This is a genomic window from Saccharomonospora xinjiangensis XJ-54 (genome assembly GCF_000258175.1).
In the GTDB taxonomy this organism is placed as follows: Bacteria; Actinomycetota; Actinomycetes; order Mycobacteriales; family Pseudonocardiaceae; genus Saccharomonospora; species Saccharomonospora xinjiangensis.
Map to the genome: position 1 here is coordinate 1,943,817 of NZ_JH636049.1, position 19,824 is coordinate 1,963,640.

At 69.2% G+C, this 19,824-nt stretch carries 21 protein-coding genes; 6 read left to right on the top strand and 15 right to left on the bottom strand.

The annotated features are described in order from the left end of the window. Window position 1: 1 nt before the first annotated feature. The 3 genes from SACXIDRAFT_RS08355 to SACXIDRAFT_RS08365 all read right to left on the bottom strand — a co-directional run bounded on the left by SACXIDRAFT_RS08355 (window position 2) and on the right by SACXIDRAFT_RS08365 (window position 2,833). Window positions 2-421, bottom strand: coding sequence for an NADH-quinone oxidoreductase subunit A (locus SACXIDRAFT_RS08355; protein WP_006238107.1), 420 nt, complete (start codon window positions 419-421; stop codon window positions 2-4). A 421-nt stretch (window positions 422-842) separates the two neighbouring features. Next, the gene (locus SACXIDRAFT_RS08360) at window positions 843-2,117 is read right to left on the bottom strand and encodes a geranylgeranyl reductase family protein (RefSeq protein WP_006238108.1); all 1,275 of its coding nucleotides are present in this window, start codon (window positions 2,115-2,117) and stop codon (window positions 843-845) included. Next, the gene (locus tag SACXIDRAFT_RS08365) at window positions 2,114-2,833 is read right to left on the bottom strand and encodes a demethylmenaquinone methyltransferase (protein WP_006238109.1); all 720 of its coding nucleotides are present in this window, start codon (window positions 2,831-2,833) and stop codon (window positions 2,114-2,116) included. Before SACXIDRAFT_RS08365 ends, SACXIDRAFT_RS08360 begins: the two co-directional genes overlap by 4 nt. Before the next feature lie 224 nt (window positions 2,834-3,057). Here SACXIDRAFT_RS08365 and SACXIDRAFT_RS08370 point away from each other — a divergent pair, with 224 nt between their 5' ends. Continuing rightward, the gene (locus tag SACXIDRAFT_RS08370; RefSeq protein ID WP_006238110.1) at window positions 3,058-3,867 is read left to right on the top strand and encodes an inositol monophosphatase family protein; all 810 of its coding nucleotides are present in this window, start codon (window positions 3,058-3,060) and stop codon (window positions 3,865-3,867) included. A 34-nt stretch (window positions 3,868-3,901) separates the two neighbouring features. Here SACXIDRAFT_RS08370 and SACXIDRAFT_RS08375 read toward each other — a convergent pair whose 3' ends face one another. From SACXIDRAFT_RS08375 to menD, 3 genes are all read right to left on the bottom strand, one after another. Then, entirely contained in the window at window positions 3,902-4,390 is a 489-nt protein-coding gene (locus SACXIDRAFT_RS08375) for a DUF3592 domain-containing protein (protein WP_006238111.1), read from the bottom strand. A 21-nt stretch (window positions 4,391-4,411) separates the two neighbouring features. Continuing rightward, a complete protein-coding gene (locus tag SACXIDRAFT_RS08380) occupies window positions 4,412-5,920 on the bottom strand; it encodes a M1 family metallopeptidase (RefSeq protein ID WP_040922539.1) in 1,509 nt (502 codons plus the stop codon). Window positions 5,921-6,010: 90 nt separating this feature from the next. Then, complete coding sequence (gene menD / locus SACXIDRAFT_RS08385; protein WP_006238113.1) at window positions 6,011-7,729, bottom strand: 2-succinyl-5-enolpyruvyl-6-hydroxy-3-cyclohexene-1-carboxylic-acid synthase; 1,719 nt, start codon at window positions 7,727-7,729, stop codon at window positions 6,011-6,013. 102 nt (window positions 7,730-7,831) lie between these two features. On the opposite strand from menD, the gene SACXIDRAFT_RS08390 reads away from it, so the two are divergent. Continuing rightward, window positions 7,832-8,755 carry a 1,4-dihydroxy-2-naphthoyl-CoA synthase gene (locus tag SACXIDRAFT_RS08390; RefSeq protein ID WP_040922092.1) on the top strand — a complete coding sequence of 308 codons (924 nt, stop codon included), beginning with the start codon at window positions 7,832-7,834 and terminating at the stop codon, window positions 8,753-8,755. 98 nt (window positions 8,756-8,853) lie between these two features. Here SACXIDRAFT_RS08390 and SACXIDRAFT_RS23280 read toward each other — a convergent pair whose 3' ends face one another. Continuing rightward, window positions 8,854-8,997 (bottom strand): hypothetical protein, encoded by a 144-nt coding sequence (locus SACXIDRAFT_RS23280; protein WP_006238115.1) that lies wholly within the window; start codon window positions 8,995-8,997, stop codon window positions 8,854-8,856. 18 nt (window positions 8,998-9,015) lie between these two features. On the opposite strand from SACXIDRAFT_RS23280, the gene SACXIDRAFT_RS08395 reads away from it, so the two are divergent. Both SACXIDRAFT_RS08395 and SACXIDRAFT_RS08400 read left to right on the top strand, forming a co-directional pair. Continuing rightward, window positions 9,016-10,308: an AMP-binding protein gene (locus tag SACXIDRAFT_RS08395; RefSeq protein ID WP_006238116.1), complete on the top strand. Its 1,293-nt coding sequence runs from the start codon at window positions 9,016-9,018 to the stop codon at window positions 10,306-10,308. Window positions 10,309-10,313: 5 nt separating this feature from the next. Further along, the gene (locus tag SACXIDRAFT_RS08400) at window positions 10,314-11,198 is read left to right on the top strand and encodes a 1,4-dihydroxy-2-naphthoate polyprenyltransferase (protein ID WP_040922093.1); all 885 of its coding nucleotides are present in this window, start codon (window positions 10,314-10,316) and stop codon (window positions 11,196-11,198) included. A 75-nt stretch (window positions 11,199-11,273) separates the two neighbouring features. On the opposite strand, the gene cds1 is transcribed toward SACXIDRAFT_RS08400, so the two are convergent. After that, window positions 11,274-12,350, bottom strand: coding sequence for an L-cysteine desulfhydrase Cds1 (gene cds1, locus SACXIDRAFT_RS08405; protein ID WP_006238118.1), 1,077 nt, complete (start codon window positions 12,348-12,350; stop codon window positions 11,274-11,276). Further along, window positions 12,350-12,928: a DUF4229 domain-containing protein gene (locus SACXIDRAFT_RS23540; protein WP_232285271.1), complete on the bottom strand. Its 579-nt coding sequence runs from the start codon at window positions 12,926-12,928 to the stop codon at window positions 12,350-12,352. The genes cds1 and SACXIDRAFT_RS23540 overlap by 1 nt, the downstream gene beginning before the upstream one ends. Window positions 12,929-13,081: 153 nt before the next feature. Here SACXIDRAFT_RS23540 and SACXIDRAFT_RS22335 point away from each other — a divergent pair, with 153 nt between their 5' ends. Both SACXIDRAFT_RS22335 and SACXIDRAFT_RS08415 read left to right on the top strand, forming a co-directional pair. Beyond that, the gene (locus SACXIDRAFT_RS22335) at window positions 13,082-13,291 is read left to right on the top strand and encodes a BldC family transcriptional regulator (RefSeq protein ID WP_005443050.1); all 210 of its coding nucleotides are present in this window, start codon (window positions 13,082-13,084) and stop codon (window positions 13,289-13,291) included. A gap of 148 nt (window positions 13,292-13,439) precedes the next feature. Then, on the top strand, window positions 13,440-13,631 hold the full coding sequence (locus SACXIDRAFT_RS08415; RefSeq protein WP_006238120.1) for a hypothetical protein: 192 nt from the start codon (window positions 13,440-13,442) through the stop codon (window positions 13,629-13,631). Between the two features lie 36 nt (window positions 13,632-13,667). Here the strand turns inward: SACXIDRAFT_RS08415 and SACXIDRAFT_RS08420 are convergent, their stop codons facing one another. From SACXIDRAFT_RS08420 to SACXIDRAFT_RS08445, 6 genes are all read right to left on the bottom strand, one after another. Then, complete coding sequence (locus tag SACXIDRAFT_RS08420) at window positions 13,668-14,852, bottom strand: MinD/ParA family ATP-binding protein (protein WP_006238121.1); 1,185 nt, start codon at window positions 14,850-14,852, stop codon at window positions 13,668-13,670. 80 nt (window positions 14,853-14,932) lie between these two features. Next, entirely contained in the window at window positions 14,933-15,928 is a 996-nt protein-coding gene (gene ccsB, locus SACXIDRAFT_RS08425) for a c-type cytochrome biogenesis protein CcsB (RefSeq protein ID WP_006238122.1), read from the bottom strand. Further along, window positions 15,928-17,595, bottom strand: coding sequence for a cytochrome c biogenesis protein ResB (resB, locus tag SACXIDRAFT_RS08430; protein ID WP_040922541.1), 1,668 nt, complete (start codon window positions 17,593-17,595; stop codon window positions 15,928-15,930). The genes ccsB and resB overlap by 1 nt, the downstream gene beginning before the upstream one ends. Before the next feature lie 56 nt (window positions 17,596-17,651). Beyond that, window positions 17,652-18,425, bottom strand: coding sequence for a cytochrome c biogenesis CcdA family protein (locus SACXIDRAFT_RS08435; protein ID WP_006238124.1), 774 nt, complete (start codon window positions 18,423-18,425; stop codon window positions 17,652-17,654). Between the two features lie 157 nt (window positions 18,426-18,582). After that, a complete protein-coding gene (locus SACXIDRAFT_RS08440) occupies window positions 18,583-19,185 on the bottom strand; it encodes a TlpA disulfide reductase family protein (protein ID WP_006238125.1) in 603 nt (200 codons plus the stop codon). Further along, entirely contained in the window at window positions 19,182-19,820 is a 639-nt protein-coding gene (locus tag SACXIDRAFT_RS08445; protein ID WP_040922542.1) for a histidine phosphatase family protein, read from the bottom strand. Before SACXIDRAFT_RS08445 ends, SACXIDRAFT_RS08440 begins: the two co-directional genes overlap by 4 nt. Between the last annotated feature and the right edge of the window lie 4 nt (window positions 19,821-19,824).

Sequence of the window (19,824 nt, forward strand, 5' to 3'; positions counted from 1 at the left end):
ATCAGTTCCAATCCAGCCCGCCGCGCCGCCACACGTAGATGTCGGCGATGAAGAACGTCGCGATGAACACCGAGACGGCCGCGACTCCCCACAACCCCAGGAAGTCGGCCGAGACGGCGTAGGGGAAGAGGAACACCATCTCGATGTCGAAGAGGATGAACAGCATCGCCGTCACGTAGTAGGCGATGGGCATCCGGCCTGCGCCGACGAGCGGCTGGGGGGACGGTTCGATACCGCACTCGTACGCGGACAGCTTGGCCTTGTTGTACCGGCTCGGCCCGAGCAATGGTCCAAGTAGGACGGAGAAGAGCGCGAATGCGAGCGCGAGCCCGAACAGCAACACGAGCGGCAGGAAAACGCCGAGGCCGGAATCCGCGCTCTCCTGCGCCAGAACCTCCACCGCGGACACCGAGGAGATCACTGCGGCACCATCCTTTCACGCGCCGCTGCGTAACGGACATGGTTCGACAACTGTCTTGCCGTGGCGAGACTCTAGGCGACCTTCACCACACCGCTGCGGGTAAGGACCGCCTTACTTTGTGTTCTCGACCACCTCTGTCACGAACGGCGCAACCAACGCGGCTTGTGAAACAGTTCACAAACTCGCCTGCGCGGTTGTGAAGCCCTTCACAAAACATGGGTGCAGTGTAAGACGCAACTCACACCTTGTCGCTAGCCCCCGGCGCAACCAGTTACCCGCCTGCGACGTTCAGGGCGCGCCCGGCCCCCTGAGGCTCTCGCGCGGGCACCCTGCGTGACCTGGGTAGAAACCCGGGGGACACAGCCGAGGACGCTTAAGAGTACGCGCGTACTGTGATGTTTCCCACTGACCAGGCGGACGGTCAGCGCGGCGAAGGCGTGATGCGCGCCAGCGTCGCGACGAGGCGATCGACGACGTCGCCGCCCTTCGGGTCGTAGCACCCGGAGAGCCCCTTGAACACCAGCGGGATCAGGGGACTCACCCGCAGCCCGTACTTCGTGGCCGCGCGCATGACCTTCGGGTTGCCGATGGCCTTGGCGAAGAGGTTGCCGAGGCGGTAATAGCCGCCCATCAGGTCGGCAACCGCGCGTGGGTAGCCGCGCAGCGCGCGTTCGCGAGACGGCCCCTCGGGACGGGCGAGAGCTTGCACCACGTGTTCGGCGGCCACCTTCGCCGACTCCATCGCCGCCGCGATTCCCTCGCCGTTGAAGGGGCTCACCATGCCGCCCGCGTCGCCGAGCAGCAGCAGCCCGTCGCGATAGTGCGGCGTGCGGTTGAAGCCCATCGGGATACCGGCGCCGCCGATACGCCCCACGGCGTTCTCCTCGCGGTAGCCCCATTCCTCCGGCGTCGAGTCGAGCCACGACCGCAGCAACGCGCGGTAGTCGATGTTGCGGAACGACTTCGACGTGGAGAGCATCCCCAATCCCACGTTCACCGTGCCGTCGCCGAGCGGGAACGCCCAGCCGTAACCGGGAAGCAGCGTGGGGTCGCGAGGGTCGCTGCGGTCCCACAGTTCGAGGTGGCCCTCGATGTAGGCGTCGTCGTGCCGGGGGCTGCGGTAGTAGCGGCGCACCGCGACGCCCATCGGCCTGCTGTCGTCCTTCTGGATGCCCACGGACAGAGCGAGGCGCGCAGACACGCCGTCGCACGCCAGCACCAGCGGTGCGCGGTAGGAGACCGGTGTCCGCTCGGGGCCTTGCCGCGCCTCGACACCGACGACGCGCCCGGTGCGCTCGTCGGTGATCGCGCCGGTGACGGTGGTGCGTTCGAAAAGCCGCGCGCCCGACTTCACGGCGGTTCTGGCGAGCAGGTCGTCGAAGTCCTGGCGCGTGCGCGCCACCCCGTAAGGCGGGTACGCCGTGAGATCGGGCCAGTCCAGTTCGAGGGTCAGCTCGCCGGTGAGGATGCGCAGCCCCCTGCTGTGGACCCAGCCCGCTTCCCTGCTGGTGTCGATGCCGAGGTCGATGAGCTGCTTCACGCCACGCGGCGTGAGTCCGTCACCACACACCTTCTCGCGCGGGAAACTCGTCTTCTCCAGCAGGAGCACATCGACGCCCGCGCGGGCGAGATAGGTGGCCGCGGTGGAGCCCGCAGGGCCCGCACCGACGACGATGACCTCGGCGTCGTGAGTCATGCGGTGAGTCTACGAGCCGCCGGATCGTCACCTGGCTTCCACGCACGGTGAATGGCCACAGCGCCGAACATGAGGTTCATCCACTCGACGCCGCGCCAGCCGGAGTCGGCGATGATCTCGGCGAGCCTGCGCTGGTTGGGCCAGGTCAGCGCCGACTCGAACAGATAGACGTAGGCGTCCGGGTTCGACGACACCCTCCTGCCGACCCAGGTGAGCAGGGGCAGCATCACCTTGCGGTAGACGAAGCGGATCGGCGGGAACGTCGGCGTGGACATCTCGCACACCACGAGCCTTCCGCCCGGCTTCACGACGCGGGCGATCTCGACGAGCGCGGCCTTGGTGTCCACGAAGTTCCTGATACCGAACGAGATCGTGACGGCGTCGAAGGAGGAGTCGGCGAACGGCAGCCGCAGCGCGTCGGCCGCCACTTTCGGCACCTTGCGGTGAGACCCGCCTCTGAGCATGCCGAGCGAGAAGTCGGCGGCGACACACCACGCGCCACTGCGTGAGTACTCCTCGGTGGACACGCCGGTTCCCGCGGCCAGGTCGAGCACCTTCTCGCCGGGGCGGGCGTCGAGCACCCTGCCCGTGATGAAGCGCCATCGGCGGTCGAAGCCGAACGTCATCACGGAGTTGGTGCGGTCGTAGCGCTTCCCGACGTCGTCGAACATCGCCGCGACGTCGGCTGGGTCCTTGTCCAGGCTCGCTCTGGCCATGCCGGGAGTCTAGTCGTGCTGTGTTCGCCTTCCGTTCGCCTCGACCCCGCACCCTTTCCGTTCGCCGATGCCGAGCAGGCGCGGCGGCCTCCCCGAGGACCGGAAAGGGCAGGTGCGAGCCTTCCTTTCCGGCGCACGTCAGATATCAAGGTTCACGCAGGTCGCGCCGGGTCGTCACCTCGGTGTCGCGTTGCCGACACCAGCACGGGCCACACTGGACCGGCATGGCACTCCTGTCGTCAGCGTCCACGCGGCCCGTCGAGCCCGGTCTCGTGTCCCGCGCACTGGACGTCGCCGCGCGTCTCGCCGACGATGCGAACGACGTCATCGCGGCTACGGCGGGGAGCGCGGCGAGAACCGGCGGCGGAGCCTCGCCGTTCGAGTGGGTTCGCGACACGGACGCCACCCTCGAACGGCACACCCGGCGGGTACTCGCGACCGAGTTCCCCGGCATCCCCGTGCTGGGGCGCGGCACCACGGCCGCGAAGGACAGCACCGCGCCCTACCGCTGGCTGGTCGCACCGGTGGAAGGCGCGGCGAACTACGTCGCCGGGCTGCCCTGGTACGCCTACAGCCTCGCGTTGATGGACGACTCAGGGCCGGTGGTCGGTGTGGTCGCCGATCCGTGCGGCGGCCAGACGTACGCGGCCGCCCGTGGTCTCGGGGTTCGCACGGACGACGGTCCCGTACGCACCCAGCACCGCCACGCTCCGGAGGGAGCGATCGTGTGCGTGGAGCCGGTGGCGGAACTGCCGTGGCCCGGCATGACCCGGTTCGCCCTGCGCGCCACGGCGGCCGGAGCACGGGTGCGGGTGCTGGGTTCGGCGGCGCTATCGGTGACGCAGGTGGCGCTGGGCAGGGCGGGGGCGGCGATCCTGCCGAGCTACAGCGAGTCGGAGGTCGCGGGAGCACTGGCGCTGGCCGTCGAGGCGGCCGCCGTGGTGGCGGAGAGCGACAGCGGGCTTCCGGAGGGCTCCCTGCTGGTTTGCGCTCCCGCGCTGGCGCCGACACTGCTGTCGTGGCTGCGCGACTGAGCGTCGTTCGCGTCTATTCCGCCCTGCCGGAAAGTCAGGCGACGACCGGGGTCGCGATTCTCGCGCGAAGGCGCGACCGCAGGCCCCACAGCAACGGTGCGGCGACCAGCCACGTGAACAGCAGCGTCGTGGTCACGGGGAGCAGGGTGAGCAGCCACGTCCGCTCCGCCACCTTGGCCAGTGCGGGATCGGTGGTGTCGTACTCGATACGGACGAGTTGTCCCTCGGTGAGGCCGTCCGGGTAGAGCACCCCGTTCTCGGGGCTGTGCGACACGCCGTCGGGCGTCTCGTACCTGATGAGCGTGCGGTCGAACGTCGTCTGCTCGACGAGCGCCGTCGCCGTGCCGTGGTGCTCGGCGATCACCTGGTCGTTCCGGAAGGCACCCAGCACGAGCACGACGCCGAGCAACGTGATCACCGACGCGACCCCGAGCACGCCGAGGAAACCGAGTCTCAGCGCGTGGTCGCGCCGCGACTCGGGTGCCTGCGCTGTCCTGACGAGCCCGGGGCCGACGATGTTCACCTCGCGAGCATATCGAGCCGCCTACCGGCGCTTCGCCAGTTGTTCGTGGGTGAAGGAGATCTCCCGGTAGGACTCGGGTTCGGCGACCGCGGCCCTCGCCTCTGCTCCTTCGGCACCGTTGGGCCCTGCCTGCGGCTTGCCCTTCGTGAACAACCACACCTCGAACACCTCGTCGAGCTGCCGCCCTGACAGCCGCTCGGCCAGCTCGACGAACTCCTCGATCGTCCCGTGGCCGCCGCGCTTGGCATCGAGCCACGTCCTGAGGATCTCGAAGAACACCTCGTCACCCACCGCCGTGCGCAGCGCGTGGACGGCGAGGGCTCCCCGGTCGTAGACGGCGGAGTGGAACTGGTTCTCGGGACCGGGGTCACCGGGAAGCACCTGCCAGAACTCGTCGCCGGCGGGAATCGAGTCGTAGAGGTACTGCGCCAGTTCAGCCGCCGTGCCCTCCCCCGAGTGCTCCGACCACAGGAATTCGGCGTAGGAGGCGAAGCCCTCGTTGAGCCAGATGTCGCTCCACTTGCCGAGCGCGACGGAATCGCCGAACCACTGGTGGGCGTTCTCGTGCACCACAACCGACAGGTTGGTGCCACGGCTGAAGAACCCGGCGTCGTAGACGGAGCGGGTCTGATTCTCCAGCGCGAACCCGAGATCCCTGGTGACGACGCCGCCCTGCGCCTCGAACGGATACGGACCGAAGAGGCTCTCCAGGAACTCCACCACCTCGGGTGTGCGCTCCACACTGGCCTCCGCCGAGGGCCGGAGGTCGCCGAGCGCGGTGTCGTAGGCGTTCACCACGGGAAGGCCGCTCGGCGCCGTGGAATGCCGCACGTCGTAGTCACCGATGGCGAGGAAGGCGAGGTAGGTGGCCTGCGGTTCGGTGCTGCGCCAGTTCCAGCGCGTCCAGCCCGCACGCTGCGTGCCCGTGCCTTCGAGCACGCCGTTCGAGAGCGCGACGACGTCGTCGGGCACCTCGACCGACACGTCGTAGGTCGCCTTGTCGGTCGGATGGTCGTTCGAGGGGAACCACCACTCGGCGATGTGCGGTTCATCGACGGCCAGTGCGCCCGTCGCGGTGCGCTTCCACGCGGTGAAACCGTCCACGGCCACCTCGGACGGCGTTCCGGCGTAGCGGACCACCACCGTCACCGGTTCCCCCTCGCGCAAGGCCGCCTTCGGGGTGACGACCACCTCGGTGGGGTCGGCGGCGTCGCGTTCGACGCGGGCCGGGTGGTTGTTGACCCTCACCCACCGGATGTCCAGCGCGAAGTCGAGGTTGAAACTCGACAGCTCGGCGGTGGGGGTCGCGAGGATCGTCGTCGTGCCGGAGAGGCGGTCGCTCTCCGGTGTGTAGGTGAGCCGGATGTCGTAGTGCGAGACGTCGTAGCCGCCGTTGCCGTCGCCGGGATAGTACGGATCACCGACCCCGGGGGCACCCGGCATGGGCGCGGCGCTCGCCGTCGTGGCTGTGAGCACCGTGACCAGGCTCGCGGCGACACCGCCGAGGCAAGCACGTGTTGGAATGCGCATGTTCACGAACAGTAGCGCTCCGGACACCCCATGGACACGGGAGAAAGTCGGCCTCCGCTGTTCGTGCTGCCGTTCGCGCCGCCTGCCCCCCTACCGGGTGCCGACCGCTCTCGCCACCGCCGCGCGCACGCGTGCGTGGAGATCACGGTGGCGCGATCGATCGACCCGCACCTCCACGACCCTGAGGCCGGGTGAGGGACGAAGCGCCTCGCGCAGTGCCGTCCGCGATTCGACCGCCGTGTGCGGAACGCGATACCCCGCGCAGAGCGCGGCGAGGTCGGCGCCGTGCGGAGTACCGAAAATCCGTTCGAAGCTGCTTTCGTGCTGGTCCTCGCCCTGTTCGAGAAGGGAGAAGATGCCGCCGCCGTCGTCGTTGAGCACCACGATGGTCAGGTTGGGGCGCTGTTCCTGTGGACCGGTGAGCAGGCCGTTGATGTCGTGCAGGAAGGTCAGGTCGCCGACGAAGGCGTACGAAGGGCCCGAGTGCACGAGTGCCGCGCCCAGCGCGGTGGAGAGCGTCCCGTCGATGCCCGCGACCCCCCGGTTGCGGTGCACCAGCACGTCGGGCCTGCACCCGCCGACGAGTGCGACGTCCCTGGCCGGGTTGGACGAGCCGACCACCAGCAGTGACTCCTCCGGCAGTGACTCCACCAGCTCGCCTGCCACGCTCAGGCCGCTCGGCCACGGCTGCGCGGCGAGCGTGTCACGCACCGCGGCGGTGGCCGCGGCGTCCGCCCTGCGCCAGCGGAGCAACCAGTCGGGATCGGCGGGCTTCGCGGGTTCGTCGAACCACTGCCCCACCTGCCGCACATTGTGGGCGGGAGCGGGCCAGTCGGAGTCGGGCCGCACCAACAGCACCTCGACGTCCGGGTCGGACAGTACCCGCTGCACCTGCCGGAACACGGTGGGCCTCCCGATACACAGCACCTGCTCGGGCTTGTGTTCCTCGACGAACTCGTCGAGGCCGAGCAGCCACACCCCTCCCGCGATCGCCGTCGTGCCGCCGAGCCCGAGACCACCCGTCTCCGCGATGACCGGCCAGCCGTGCAGTTCGGCCCATTCGGCCGCAGCTCTCACGCCCGCGTCACACGCGATCACGAGACCGTGGCGCGCCGAGGGCACCACGAACGACGGCAACGCGCCGAAGTCGGGCAGCTCCGTCCAGCGCGCTCCCTGTGGTCTTCCTTCGAGAGACTCGGGCCAGTCGGTGCCGTCAGCGCCCCTGGTGTCATCGGTGCCGCTGGTGCCGCTGGTGCTGCTGGCGTCGGGTACGAGCGGTTCGCGGAACGGGATGTTGAGGTGTACCGGACCGCACCGCCACTCGCCGTACGCGGCGTTCCAGGCCCGGCAGATCTGGCTGCGCCAGTACGCGTTCTGGCCCGCTTTGCGTTCCGCCACGGCCAGCTCGTCGAAATACCTGACCGCACCGCCGTAGAGGTCGCGCTGGTCGATGACCTGGTTCGCACCGGCAGCGCGCAACTCGGGCGGCCGGTCGGCCGTCAGCACGATCAACGGAACGCCTGCCCTGTCGGCTTCGAGAACGGCCGGATGGAAATTGGCCGCCGCCGTACCCGACGTGCACACCACGGCGACAGGTCTTCCCGTGCGCGCGGCAATGCCGAGAGCGAGGAACGCGGCACTCCGCTCGTCGATGCGCACATGCAGGCTGAGCCTGCCCTCCGCGGCGGCGTCGTGGAGCGCGAACGACAGCGGCGCGTTGCGGGAACCGGGGCTGAGCACCACGTGCGACACCGTGTTGCGCACGAGTTCGTCCACGAGAACGCGGGCCTGTGCCGTGGATGGATTCACCTGGCAGCCCCCTGGACGTCGATGTCCCCACGAGACCGCGGACGGCGGTCACGCCGCGCCGGGGTGTCGCTGAGGGGAAGCACACGGCCTATTCTCCCAGGCGTGCACCACACCCAGGTTTCGGAGCTGTTCGACCCCGCCGAGTGGGACGAGGTCCCCGGCTTCGACTTCACCGACATCACATACCACCGTTCGAGGAGAACCCGGTCCGGCAAGCGCGTCGTGCGTGTGGCGTTCGACCGGCCGGAGGTGCGCAACGCCTTCCGCCCCCACACCGTGGACGAGCTGTACCGCGCGCTCGACCACGCCCGGATGAGCTCCGACGTGGGGTGTGTCCTGCTCACCGGCAACGGACCATCTCCCAAGGACGGCGGCTGGGCTTTCTGCTCCGGTGGTGACCAGCGTATTCGCGGCCGTTCCGGCTATCAGTACGCCAGTGGCGAGACGTCCGACACCATCGACCCCGCCAGGGCGGGCAGGCTGCACATCCTCGAAGTCCAGCGCCTGATCAGATTCATGCCGAAGGTCGTGATCGCCGTCGTTCCGGGGTGGGCCGCCGGTGGAGGGCACTCACTGCATGTGGTGTGCGACCTCACGCTGGCCTCGGCCGAACACGCGCGGTTCAAGCAGACCGACGCCGACGTGGGGTCGTTCGACGGCGGGTTCGGTTCGGCGTACCTGGCGCGGCAGGTGGGCCAGAAGTTCGCGCGCGAGATCTTCTTCCTCGGCCGGCCCTACTCCGCGGAGGAGGCACACGCGATGGGCGCGGTGAACAAGGCCGTCCCCCACGAGCGGCTCGAGGCCGAGGCGCTGGAGTGGGCGTGGGATGTGCTCGGCAAGTCACCGACGGCGCAACGCATGCTCAAGTACGCCTTCAACCTCATCGACGACGGCCTTGTCGGCCAGCAGGTGTTCGCGGGGGAGACCACACGCCTCGCCTACATGCAGGACGAAGCCGTCGAGGGCCGCGACGCCTTCCTTCAGAAACGTGACCCGGACTGGTCGGACTACCCGTACTACTACTAAAGCCGACCCGCGTGTCCGCACTTCCCGCACGCATGTCCGCACCCTGTGCACGGGAGTTGGCACTTCACGCGTGTCAACAGGCAGTGCCGAAGCCGCCGTCAGACCTCCGGCTTCGGCACAGCCTGGACGTTGCGGGCCTCCCGGATACCGTCGCGAACGGCAGCTTTCACAACCAAGTAGAGGATGAAGAAGAACACCGCGGCGAACGCGACATACGTCAGTACTCCAGGAAAAGTTGCCATGTGAAGGGACCGTAAAGCATGCGGGTGGTCTGGTCGGACGGCAGCGCCGGGTCGGTGGCCGAACTCACCCGCGCTGTGCTCGACGCGCTCGACGGTGGCCCGACCGTGCTCCCACTGGACCCGCGCAACCCCTCGGCCGACGCCGTCCGGGCCGCCATGCGCCCCGGCGAGGCCGTGGAACCGGGCACCGCCGTGATCATCCCCACCTCCGGCTCGACGGGGCGACCGAAGGGCACAGTGCTCTCGGCCCGCGCGCTGCTGGCCTCCGCCGACGCCACTCACGCCAGGCTCGGCGGCCCCGGCCGGTGGCTGCTCGCGACCCCGCCCGCCTACATCGGTGGGCTCCAGGTACTCGTCCGTTCACACCTGGCAGGCACCACACCCGTGGTCTGCGATCTGAGCCGCGGCTTCCGGCCCGAGGCCTTCGCGCAGGCCGCTCGCGAACTTCTGGCTTCTCCGGGGCCGCACTACACCGCACTGGTACCGACGCAGCTTGCCCGGCTGCTCGACATGCGAGACACGACAGGCACGCGAGGCACGACAGACCCGACGGACACCGAAGACACCAGCGGCGCCAACGACACCGACGGCACCGACGGCACCGGAGCGGACCCTGTCGAGTTGGCGGCCTCGCTCGACGCGATCGTCCTCGGCGGTGCCGCCTGCCCCGAGCCGCTGCGTCGTCGAGCCGAGCATGCGGGGCTTTCCGTGGTGCCGTCGTACGGGATGAGCGAGACCGCGAGCGGGTGCGTCTACGACGGCATCCCGCTCGACGGCGTGCGCGTCCGCCTCGGCGACGCCGACCGGATCGAGATCTCCGGGCCCATGCTCGCCGACGGCTACCGGCTCGATCCCGAACTCACGGCGGCGTCGTTCGTGGACGGCTGGTTCCGTACCAGCGACGTCGGCCGGTTCACCGGCGACGGCAGGCTTGAGGTACTCGGCCGCCTCGACGACGTGATCAACACCGGTGGGGTCAAGGTGGCGGCCCGCGACGTCGAAGACGTGCTGACCCGCTGTCCCGGGGTCAGCGCGGCCTGCGTCGTCGGGTTGCCCGACCCGGAGTGGGGGCATCGGGTCGCCGCTGTCGTCGCCATCACCCGGAATGTCGCCGACGCCGACACCGCCGAGGTCACCGGCGAGCGGCTCCGCGACGCGGTGCGCGCCGAACTCGGCGGTGCCGCCACACCGAAGCAGATCCGCGCGGTCGCCGAACTGCCGCTGCTCGGTCCGGGCAAGGTGGACCGGAGTGCTGTGCGCCGCCTTCTGCTCGGCCACGTCGATCACGAAAGCGCCGATGCCGAAGAATGACCCGCATGGCAACCGTCGGTGAGTGGATCGAGGGGGCACGACCGCGCACGCTGCCCAACGCCGTCGCCCCCGTGCTGGCAGGCTGTGGCGCGGCGGCACAACTCGACGCCTTCTCGTGGTGGCGTTCCTTGCTGGCGCTGCTCGTCGCGCTGGGGCTGATCGTGGGTGTGAACTTCGCCAACGACTACTCCGACGGCGTCAGGGGAACCGATGCGGAGCGCGTCGGCCCGTTGCGGCTGGTGGGCTCGGGTGCCGCGTCACCAAAGGCGGTTCTGGCCGCCGCGCTGGCGTCGTTCGCGGCTGCCGCGCTGTTCGGGCTCGTGCTGGTGCTGGTGACCGGCCAGTGGTGGCTGATCGCGGCCGGGGCCGCGTGCCTTGCCGGAGCGTGGTTCTACACGGGAGGTTCGCGCCCCTACGGCTACGCCGGGTTCGGCGAGGTCGCGGTGTTCGTCTTCTTCGGCCTTGCCGCCGTGCTCGGCACCGTGTACGTGCAGGCAGGCGGGGTGAGCTGGGAGGCTCTCGGCGCTGCGGTCGCCGTCGGGTCGCTGTCCATGGCGGTGCTCGTGGCCAACAATCTGCGCGACATTCCCACCGACCGCGTCGCCGGCAAGATCACCCTCGCCGTCCGGCTCGGCGACGCGGGCACCCGCCGGTTGTACCTGATACTCGTCACCGCGCCGTTCGTCGTCACGGTCACGCTCGGCCTCGCGCACCCCGTCACACTCATCGGCCTGCTGGCCGGAGCGTTGCTGATCACACCGGTACGCACGATCACACGAGGGCGGGACGGGCTCGACCTCATCCCGGTGTTGAGGGACACGGGTTTCGCCATGCTCGCCTGGGCGGTGCTCACCGGCGCCGCGCTCGCGGTGGCGGGTTCACCGTTGTAGGCCTTTCATCGCTGAACACGGCTGACCGGGGAAGGCGCCGCGTCAGCCGTGTTCACCACCCCATCACTGACTGTGTCAGCCGGGAAACACCCCGGTTTCCAGGAACCGCTCGCACGCCTTCAGGTGCGGCTCGATGTCGAGGCCTCGCTCGGCGAGCCACGTGTCGTCGTAGTAGGTCCCGGCATAGCGCTCGCCACCGTCACACAGCAACGTCACCACACTGCCGTGCTCACCGCGCTCCAGCATCCGCGAGATGAGCGTGAACGCGCCGTAGAGGTTGGTGCCCGTCGAGCCACCCGCCCAGTGACCGGTGTGGCCTCGCAGGAACCGGATCGCCGCCAGCGACCCCGCGTCGGGGACCTGGATCATCTCGTCGATCACCTCGGGGACGAACGACGGCTCCACCCTCGGCCTTCCGATGCCTTCGATGCGTGACGGCATGCCCGTCTGGTAGTCGCGGACTCCCGTCTGCCACGCGCCGTAGAACGCGGAATTCTCGGGGTCAACGACGGCGACCTTCGTGGCGTGCCTGCGATACCGGACGTACCGGCCGAACGTCGCGCTCGTTCCGCCCGTGCCTGCCCCGACCACGATCCAGGACGGCACGGGGTGCCGCTCGGAACGCAACTGTGTGAACACCGACTCCGCGATGTTGTTGTTGCCGCGCCAGTCGGTGGCCCGCTCGGCGTAGGTGAACTGGTCGAGGTAGTGGCCGCCGCATTCGGCGGCGAGCCGCTCGGCCTCGGGGTACATGTCGGGAGCCCGATCGACGTAATGGCAGCGCCCGCCGTAGAACTCGATCAGCTCGATCTTCTCGCGGCTCGTCTTCCTCGGCACCACGGTGATGAAGTCGAGTCCGAGCATCCGCGCGAAGTACGCCTCCGACACCGCCGTCGAGCCGCTCGACGCCTCGACGAGCACCGTTTCGGGACCGATCCGGCCGTTCACCAGCCCGTAGAGCAGCAGCGACCGCGCCAACCGGTGTTTGAGCGAGCCCGTCGGGTGTACGGACTCGTCCTTGAGGTAGAGGTCGATGCCCCATTCGGGAGGCAGCGGGAAGACGTGCAGGTGAGTGTCCGCACTGCGGTTGGCGTCCGCCTCGATGATGCGGACCGCCTCGCGCACCCAGTCATCGTTGCCTGTGTTCACCATCACCGTGTCCCCGGCGTCTCGTCGGTCTCCGTGCCGCTGCGGCCGGCACCGTCGGTGTCGCCGGTGTGGCCAGCGGAGTCAGGGGAATCAGCGGCGTCACCGGCGTCAGCGGCGTCACCGGCGTCAGCGGCGTCACCGGCGTCAGCGGCGTCACCGGCGTCAGCGGCGTCACCGGCGTCACCGTTGTCGATGCGCTCGGCGGTGCCCGCGCGTTCGGCGGTGTCGGCGCGACCTGTGGTGTCGGCGGCGCCCGCGGTGTCACTGCGCTCGGTTTCTCCCGAGGGCTCGTCGTCACCGCCCGCCTCGAACGTCTCGCCACGCAACTCGGCACGCAAGCGCGCGCGCTCAGCGGCCCGGTGCGCGTTACGCGCTGCGAGGCCCTCGGTCACCCTCGCGTTGAGGGACCGGAAGAGCAGCAGGCCGAGAGGAAGCCCGACGACCAGCCCGATGACGAGGCCGACGAGCAGAGGAACCCTGGCCACCACGAGGATCGCCGCGATCACCGCGACGAGCACGAACCGGGCGAGCACGTACAGGGTGAGATCACGGACAAGCGTGTCGGATGGGCGGTCGCTCACGCTTTCAGAGGCTACGCCGTCTTCCCGACGACACCGGTGGCGCCCGAACAGCACCGTTTGTCCCTTACTACCTCTTTACTCATGGACAACCGTTCGAGTACTCAGCGGGTGAAGTGACACGATTGTGATCTCCGAGAGTGAAGGAGGCGAAGAGTGACCGCGAGCACTGGAGGCCGGCTTCTGACGCCGGGCGAAGTCGCCGCTTTGTTCCGAGTCGATCCGAAGACGGTGACGCGCTGGGCTACCGCGGGCCGGATCGGATCGATTCGCACCCCTGGGGGCCATCGTCGTTTTCGCGAGTCCGAGGTCAACCAGCTCCTTGCCGAGCTGACCACGGACGCGAGTGAACGTCCTCGGAACTGACCCTGCTCGGGGTGTCCTTCGCCTGCCTCGCCGGTCCCTGCCGCCGCGAAGGACACCCCGAGCAGCACCCGGCACGCGCAATGGACAAAAGGGTTAATCTCGGGTGCGCTAGTGTGGTCACCTGCGCGACACACCGAAGGGAGCGAGCATGATCTACCTGCTCGCGGCGATCGGCGCCGTCACTATCGCTGTCCTGTTGTGGCGCATTCTCGGTGCCGACCGCGTCGGCGTGACCACGCGGCAGGCCCCGGTCGCGCCGGACGACGACCCCGAGTTCCTGCGTCGTCTCTCCGAACAGCAGAAGAAGAAGCGTAAGGACGGCGAGCACGGCGGGAGCTGACACTCACCCCGAACACCGGCTTCGCCGCCGTCCGGATCAGCGCAGCAGCGGCATCGCCTCTGGCCCGAAGCCGTCGGCGATCGTCGCGGCGAGTTCCAGCAGCGCCGCCCGAGTACCCCCAGAAAGCCGGTCGAGTTCGATCTCCGCGCCCTCTTCGAGATGCGGATCGAACGGGATACGCACCACCGCGCGCACGCGCGCCGCGAAGTGCGCGGCCAGCTTGTCCAGATCAACCGAGCCCGCCTTGGGGCGCACCGAGTTGATGACCGCGACCGAGCGCGCTACGAGGTCGCCGTACCCGTGCGCATCGAGCCAGTCGAGTGTCGCCGAGGCGCTGCGCGCGCCGTCCAGCGAACCCGAGGACACCACCACGAGCGTGTCGGCGCTGTCCAGCACACCCTTCATCGCCGAGTGCATCAGGCCGGTGCCGCAGTCGGTGAGCACGATGTTGTAGAAGCGCTCCAGCACCGACACCACACGCAGGTAGTCCTGCTCGGAGAATGCCTCGGAGGCTGCGGGATCGGCGTCGGATGCCAGGATCTCCAGCCTGCTCGGCCCCTGCGAGGTGTAGGAGCGCACGTCGCTGTAGCGCGTGACGCGGTCCGCGTCGCGGAGCAGGTGCCGCACCGTCGCCGTGGTCTCGATCGGGATCTTCTGTGACAAAGTGCCAGCGTCGGGGTTGGCGTCGATCGCCACGACGCGGTCGCCCCGCAGTGACGCGAACGTGGACCCCAGCGTCGTCGTGGTGGTGGTCTTTCCCACCCCGCCCTTCAAGCTCAGCATCGCGATGCGGTGGCAGCCACGCAGCGGCTGGTTCACCCGCGACACGAGTTCCCCGCGCCGCCGTTCCTCGGGGCTCTCACCGGGGTTGATCAGGGTGCCCGACGCCAGGTACAGCGCCTTGCGCCAGCCCGACCGGGGTGCGCGCTTCGGCTTGCGCACGAACCGCGCACTGTCGAGCCCGGGATACGGATAGCCTGCCGGATGCGGTGGCGGTGGCGGATGCTGTGGCTGTGGGAGTGGCGGCCCTTGCTGCGCCTGTTGTGCCTGTTGTGCCTGCACTCCGTACGGAGCTTGCGGCGGAGCAGGCGGCATGGCGCCGGGCCACCCGGCCTGCTGCGGCTGCTGCCCGCTCGCCATCGCCGGGTGGGGCGTCGAGTCCGTGCTCGCGTCGGAATAAAGCGGATGATCCTGCCCGCCGCGTTCGTGGGATGCGGTCACCGCGTCAGTCCTCCGATGGGTTGCCGAGCGTCCCCCTCACGCTTCACACGTGCGACGGTAGCCGCAGCGGCGCGAGAACGTCAGCCGACTCCGGCATACGAGTGAAGACCCGTCGAGACGAGGTTGACGAAGAACAGGTTGAACACGGTCACCGCGAAACCGATCACGTTGATCACCGCGGCGCGGGTACCCCGCCAGCCCGCTGTGGCGCGGGAGTGCAGATAGGCGGCGTAGACCACCCAGGCGATGAAGGCGACCGTCTCCTTCGGGTCCCAGCCCCAGAAGCGGCCCCACGCGGCCTCCGCCCACACGGCGCCGCACAGGATGCCGAAGGTGAACACCGGGAACGCGAACACGGTGGTCCGGTAGGCGACCCTGTCGAGCACATCGGCGGCGGGAAGCTTGGGGCCGAGCTTGCCGAACTTCACCGGGTCCCTGTCGTACGCCGACCGGATCAGGTACAGGATGCTCGCCACACCGGGCACGAGGAAGACACCCGAACTCACCGCGGCCGCCGTGACGTGGATCACGAGCCAGTAGGACTGCAACGCGGGCTGCACGGGAGCGGCGACGGCGTACAGCATGGTGCCGCCGATGAACATGAGGATCACGACGGGCAGCAGCAAGAACGCCGAGAGGTGCCGGATGCGGTATTTGCGCATCATCACCAGCCACGCGGCCACGGTCACCAGCGTGATGGCCATCATGTACTCGTACATGTTGCCGAGCGGCATGCGGCTGGTGGCGAGGCCGCGAAGCACGAACGCCGTCAGATGCAGGGCGACGCCGAGAATCGCGAGTGCGGCGCCCATGCGGCCGATGCGCTCTGTCCTGCTCCTCGGCGGAGTGCCCGGCCCGCCGGTGCCCGCCTGAGCTGGGGAGTCCACAGGAGACCCGGGGACCGAGCCCCCACCGGCGCCGACGAGCTGCCTGGTCCGGGTCCGTTCGGCCGCGCGAACGCCGTGCTTGCCGAAGGACTGCTCGACGAGGAAGAAAATCATCGCCAGCACGTACACCACGACGGATGTGGTGTAGGACCAGTCGCTGTACTGCGACAGCGTCTCGTTCACCGGCATCAGCGTGCCTTTCTCTCCTGTGGCAGGCGTTGGAGGACGTCCCGCGCGAGGACGGCGAACTCCTCGCCGTACCCGGCCTGGTCGGTGCGGGCGAGCCCGCCCAACTCTACTACAGCGCGTCGGAGATCGGGCTCGGCGGCGGTGCTGTCGGTTTCGGCGGTGTTCGCGGTGTCGTCCTGCCTCACCCTGACCCAGAATCGGCGCCGTTTGACGGCCAGCGACGCGCCGAGGCCCGCGAACATGACGATGGAGAACGCGAGCATCCAGCCCTGCGTCGGATCGTGCGACACCTGGAGGGACACCCACCGCCGCACGCCGTCGAAGCTGATCGTGGTGCCGTCGTCGAGCGTGACGCTCTCCCCGACCCGCAGATTCTCGCGGGCCACGCGGCTCAACCTGCCGCTGTCCACCATGCGCTGATCGATCTCGAAGATGGACTGCGAACGCCCCGAGTCAACCCCGAGTTCGCCACGCATGACATCGATCGCCACCGCAGGGTCGGTGAGGTCCGGAAACGACGACGAGAGGATCGTGCCGTGGAAAGCGGCGGTCGGGGCGAAGAGGCCCGTGATCGCCAACTGGTTCTTCCTGCGCTGCTCCGAGTCGGTGACACCGGGCGGGTCGAACTTCGTCGCGCCCTGGGAGAGCAGCGTCGTCTGGTCGGTGGGACGCCACTGGATGGTCTGTGTGCGCGACTCGCCGCCGGGCCAGGTCACCGTGAACGTCGGCGCGTAGCCGTGTCCCAGCAGGTACACGCGGTCGCCTGCCGTGCGCAGCGGCTCGTTGACCTCAAGGTGGTAGTCGCGCCAGGCTCCCGTGGTCAGGTCCCCGCCCGCCTGGTACTGGATGTCGGCCTCGTAGCTGATCGGCTGGCCCGCGTCGGTGAAGGTCGCGTCGAAGTCGTTCACACGCACGCAGAACGGCGAGAGCTGGGTGCCGTCCACCCGGAGGCCGGGGTCGAACGAGTCGTAGGCGAAGACGCCGGAGTTGCAGAACTCGTGACCGTCGGCGTGGACGATGACCTGACCCTCGTACGAGTACATCGCGCCGATCGCGAACGTGGCGATGAGGCCGAGCATCCCGAAGTGGAAGAGCAGGTTGCCGGTCTCCCTCAGGTAGCCGCGCTCGGCACTGATCGTGCGGGCACCATCTGGCTCCGTTCGCTCCGAGATCCGCCAGCCGCGCAGCCTGCGCCGCGCCGCGTCGAGCACCTCGTCGGGATCGGCCTCGACCTCGGTCCTGAGGTGGTGAGGCAGCCTCGACAGGTTCCTCGGCGTCAGTACGGGGCCCGCGCGCATGGCGCGGAGGTACTCGCCCGTCCTCGGCACGAGACAGCCGATCAGCGACACCATCAGCAGCAGGTAGATGGCCGAGAACCAGGCGCTGGAGTAGACATCGAAGAACTGGAGCCGGTCGAGCAGCTCGCCCCACCAGCCGCGCTCGGCGATGTAGGACTCGGTCTTGGCGGCGTTGAGGTCCCACTGCGGCAGCAACGCGCCGGGCAGTGCCGCCACAGCCAGCAGGAACAGCAGCACCAGCGCCGTGCGCATGGATGTGAGCCCGCGCCAGGTGTTGCGCAGGAAGGCGAGCGCCGCGCGAACCGGCGTCCTGCGGTAGGCGGGCCGCTCCCGTCCGGACTCCGTCGAGGGCTCCGACGTCTTCGACATCTCCGACGTCTCCGAGAACTCCGAGGTCTCCGACCTCGTCGTGATGGTCTCGTCGCTCACAGCGGCAACCTCGTGTCCGTGATGAAGGCGTCCCGCATCCAGCTCGTGAGATCGGCCCACAGGCCGGTCACCAGGAGCACCCCGACGACGAGCAGCAGCACACCGCCGAAGATCTGCACCGTGCGGCCGTTGCGGCGAAGCCAGTCGGTGGCGCCCACCGCCCAGCGGGCTCCCGCCGCGAGCAGCACGAACGGCAGGCCGAGCCCCAGGCAGTACAGCAGGACGAGGAACACTCCCCTCGCTCCCGTCGCGCCGCTGCTGGTGGCGATCATCAGAACGCCGGAGAGGGTGGGGCCGATGCACGGGGTCCACCCGAGACCGAACACGGCGCCGAGCACGGGCGCGCCCCACAGTCCCGCCCTGGGAATCCGGTGGATGCGGACGTCGCGCTGGAGCATCGGGATGAAGCCGAGGAACACGAACGCCATCGCGATGATCACCACACCGCCGACGCGCTGCAACAATTCCTGGTTGGCCCACAGGGAATCGGCCAGCCACACCAGCCCGCCGACGCCTGCGGTGAACACCACGGTGAACCCGAGCACGAACAGCCCTGCGGCGCCGACGACGGCGAGTCGTCCCTTCTTGCGCTCCTCATCCACGCTGACGGCGGGGGCGTCGGCACCGACGAGTGCCGCCAGATAGGCGAGGTAGCCGGGCACGAGGGGGACCACGCAGGGCGAGGCGAACGAGATCGCGCCGGCGAGCAGCGAAAGCCCGGCGGCGAGCAGCAGCGGCCCGGTCGTCGCCAGCTCGGTTACCGCATTCACGCGCCTCAGCGTAGGGAATGGGGTTCGTGCCGAGCCCACTGGCTGGTGCGGCGAGTGAGCTGGACGACCGCGAACACCGATGTCACGGTCCCACCAGCCGGTCCGCCCATGGCCCCGCGGCGAGGCAGGCAGCGCGGAGAAAGACCGGCCGCGACCGTCAGGACGGTTTCTCCCCGGCGAGCCGCGTGACGAGCGGGCGCAGGTCCTCGGCGAGCAGGTCTCGCAGGAACACGGCGGCGACCCGTCCCTGCCGATCCACCACGATGGTGGACGGCACGACACTGCGCGGGTAGCCGGAGAGATTCACCAGTGACCGGCCGGACGGATCGTAGATCGACGGATAGGTCAGCCCACGGTCGCGCATGAAGTCCTGCGGGGCCGAACGGTCGTGGTCGCGCACGTCGATGCCGAGCACGACAACGCCGTCGTCGGCGTGCTCCTCGTAGAGCTTCTGCATCTCGGGCGCCTCCGTGCGGCACGGACCACACCACTGGCCCCAGATGTTGATGACGAGGACCTTGCCCTTGTAGTCCGCCGCCGAAAGGCGCTTGCCCTCGTCGAACAGGTCCTCACCAGCCACCTCGGGCAGTCGCTGACGCTGCTCGCCCTCGTAGTAGATGTCGGACTTGCCTCCGGGAGCGACGAAACTGAAGTCACCGCCACTCGCCACGGCGTCGTCGCCCGTGGCGCAGCCGGTGAGCGCCACGGCCATCGCCGTCACAGCGGCGACCAGCCCGGCCCTGACGCGCCCCGATCTCATGCTCCGGTCACCCTCGGGTCGGTACTGCCTGCCGGTTCGCTGTAGACGATGTCCACGAGCTGCTCGTCCGAGAACACCAAGCTGGTGAGCGAGGCCAGCGAGCACTGCCGCCGCCTCGGGTCGTGCCATAGCCGCTTGCCCTCCAGGTACCGGCGAAGGGTCCAGATCGGAAGCTGGTGCGACACACACAGCGCCTCCTGTCCCTCGGCTGCGGCGCGGGCCGCGTGCACGGCGCCCAGCATGCGGTGGGCGATCTCCAGATAGGGCTCTCCCCACGACGGCAGCAGCGGGTTCCGCAGCTTCGGCCAGTGTTCCGGCCTGCGCAGCGCGCCGTCACCGACACTGACCTTCAGCCCCTCGAACTGGTTGTCCGCCTCGATGAGACGCTCATCGGTGGCGACGTCCAGCCGATGCGCCGCAGCCGAGGGCGTCGCCGTCTCCTGCGCTCTCTCCAGCGGCGACGCGACCACGTGCGCGAGCCGGTGAGACGAAAGGGCCTCCGCGACGAGCAGCGCCTGCTGCCGTCCCCGCTCGGAAAGCCGGTATCCGGGCATGCGGCCGTACAGCACGCCGTCCGGATTGTGCACCTCGCCGTGCCGCAGCAGGTGGACGACGGTGCGGGTGCCCCGGTTCACGGTC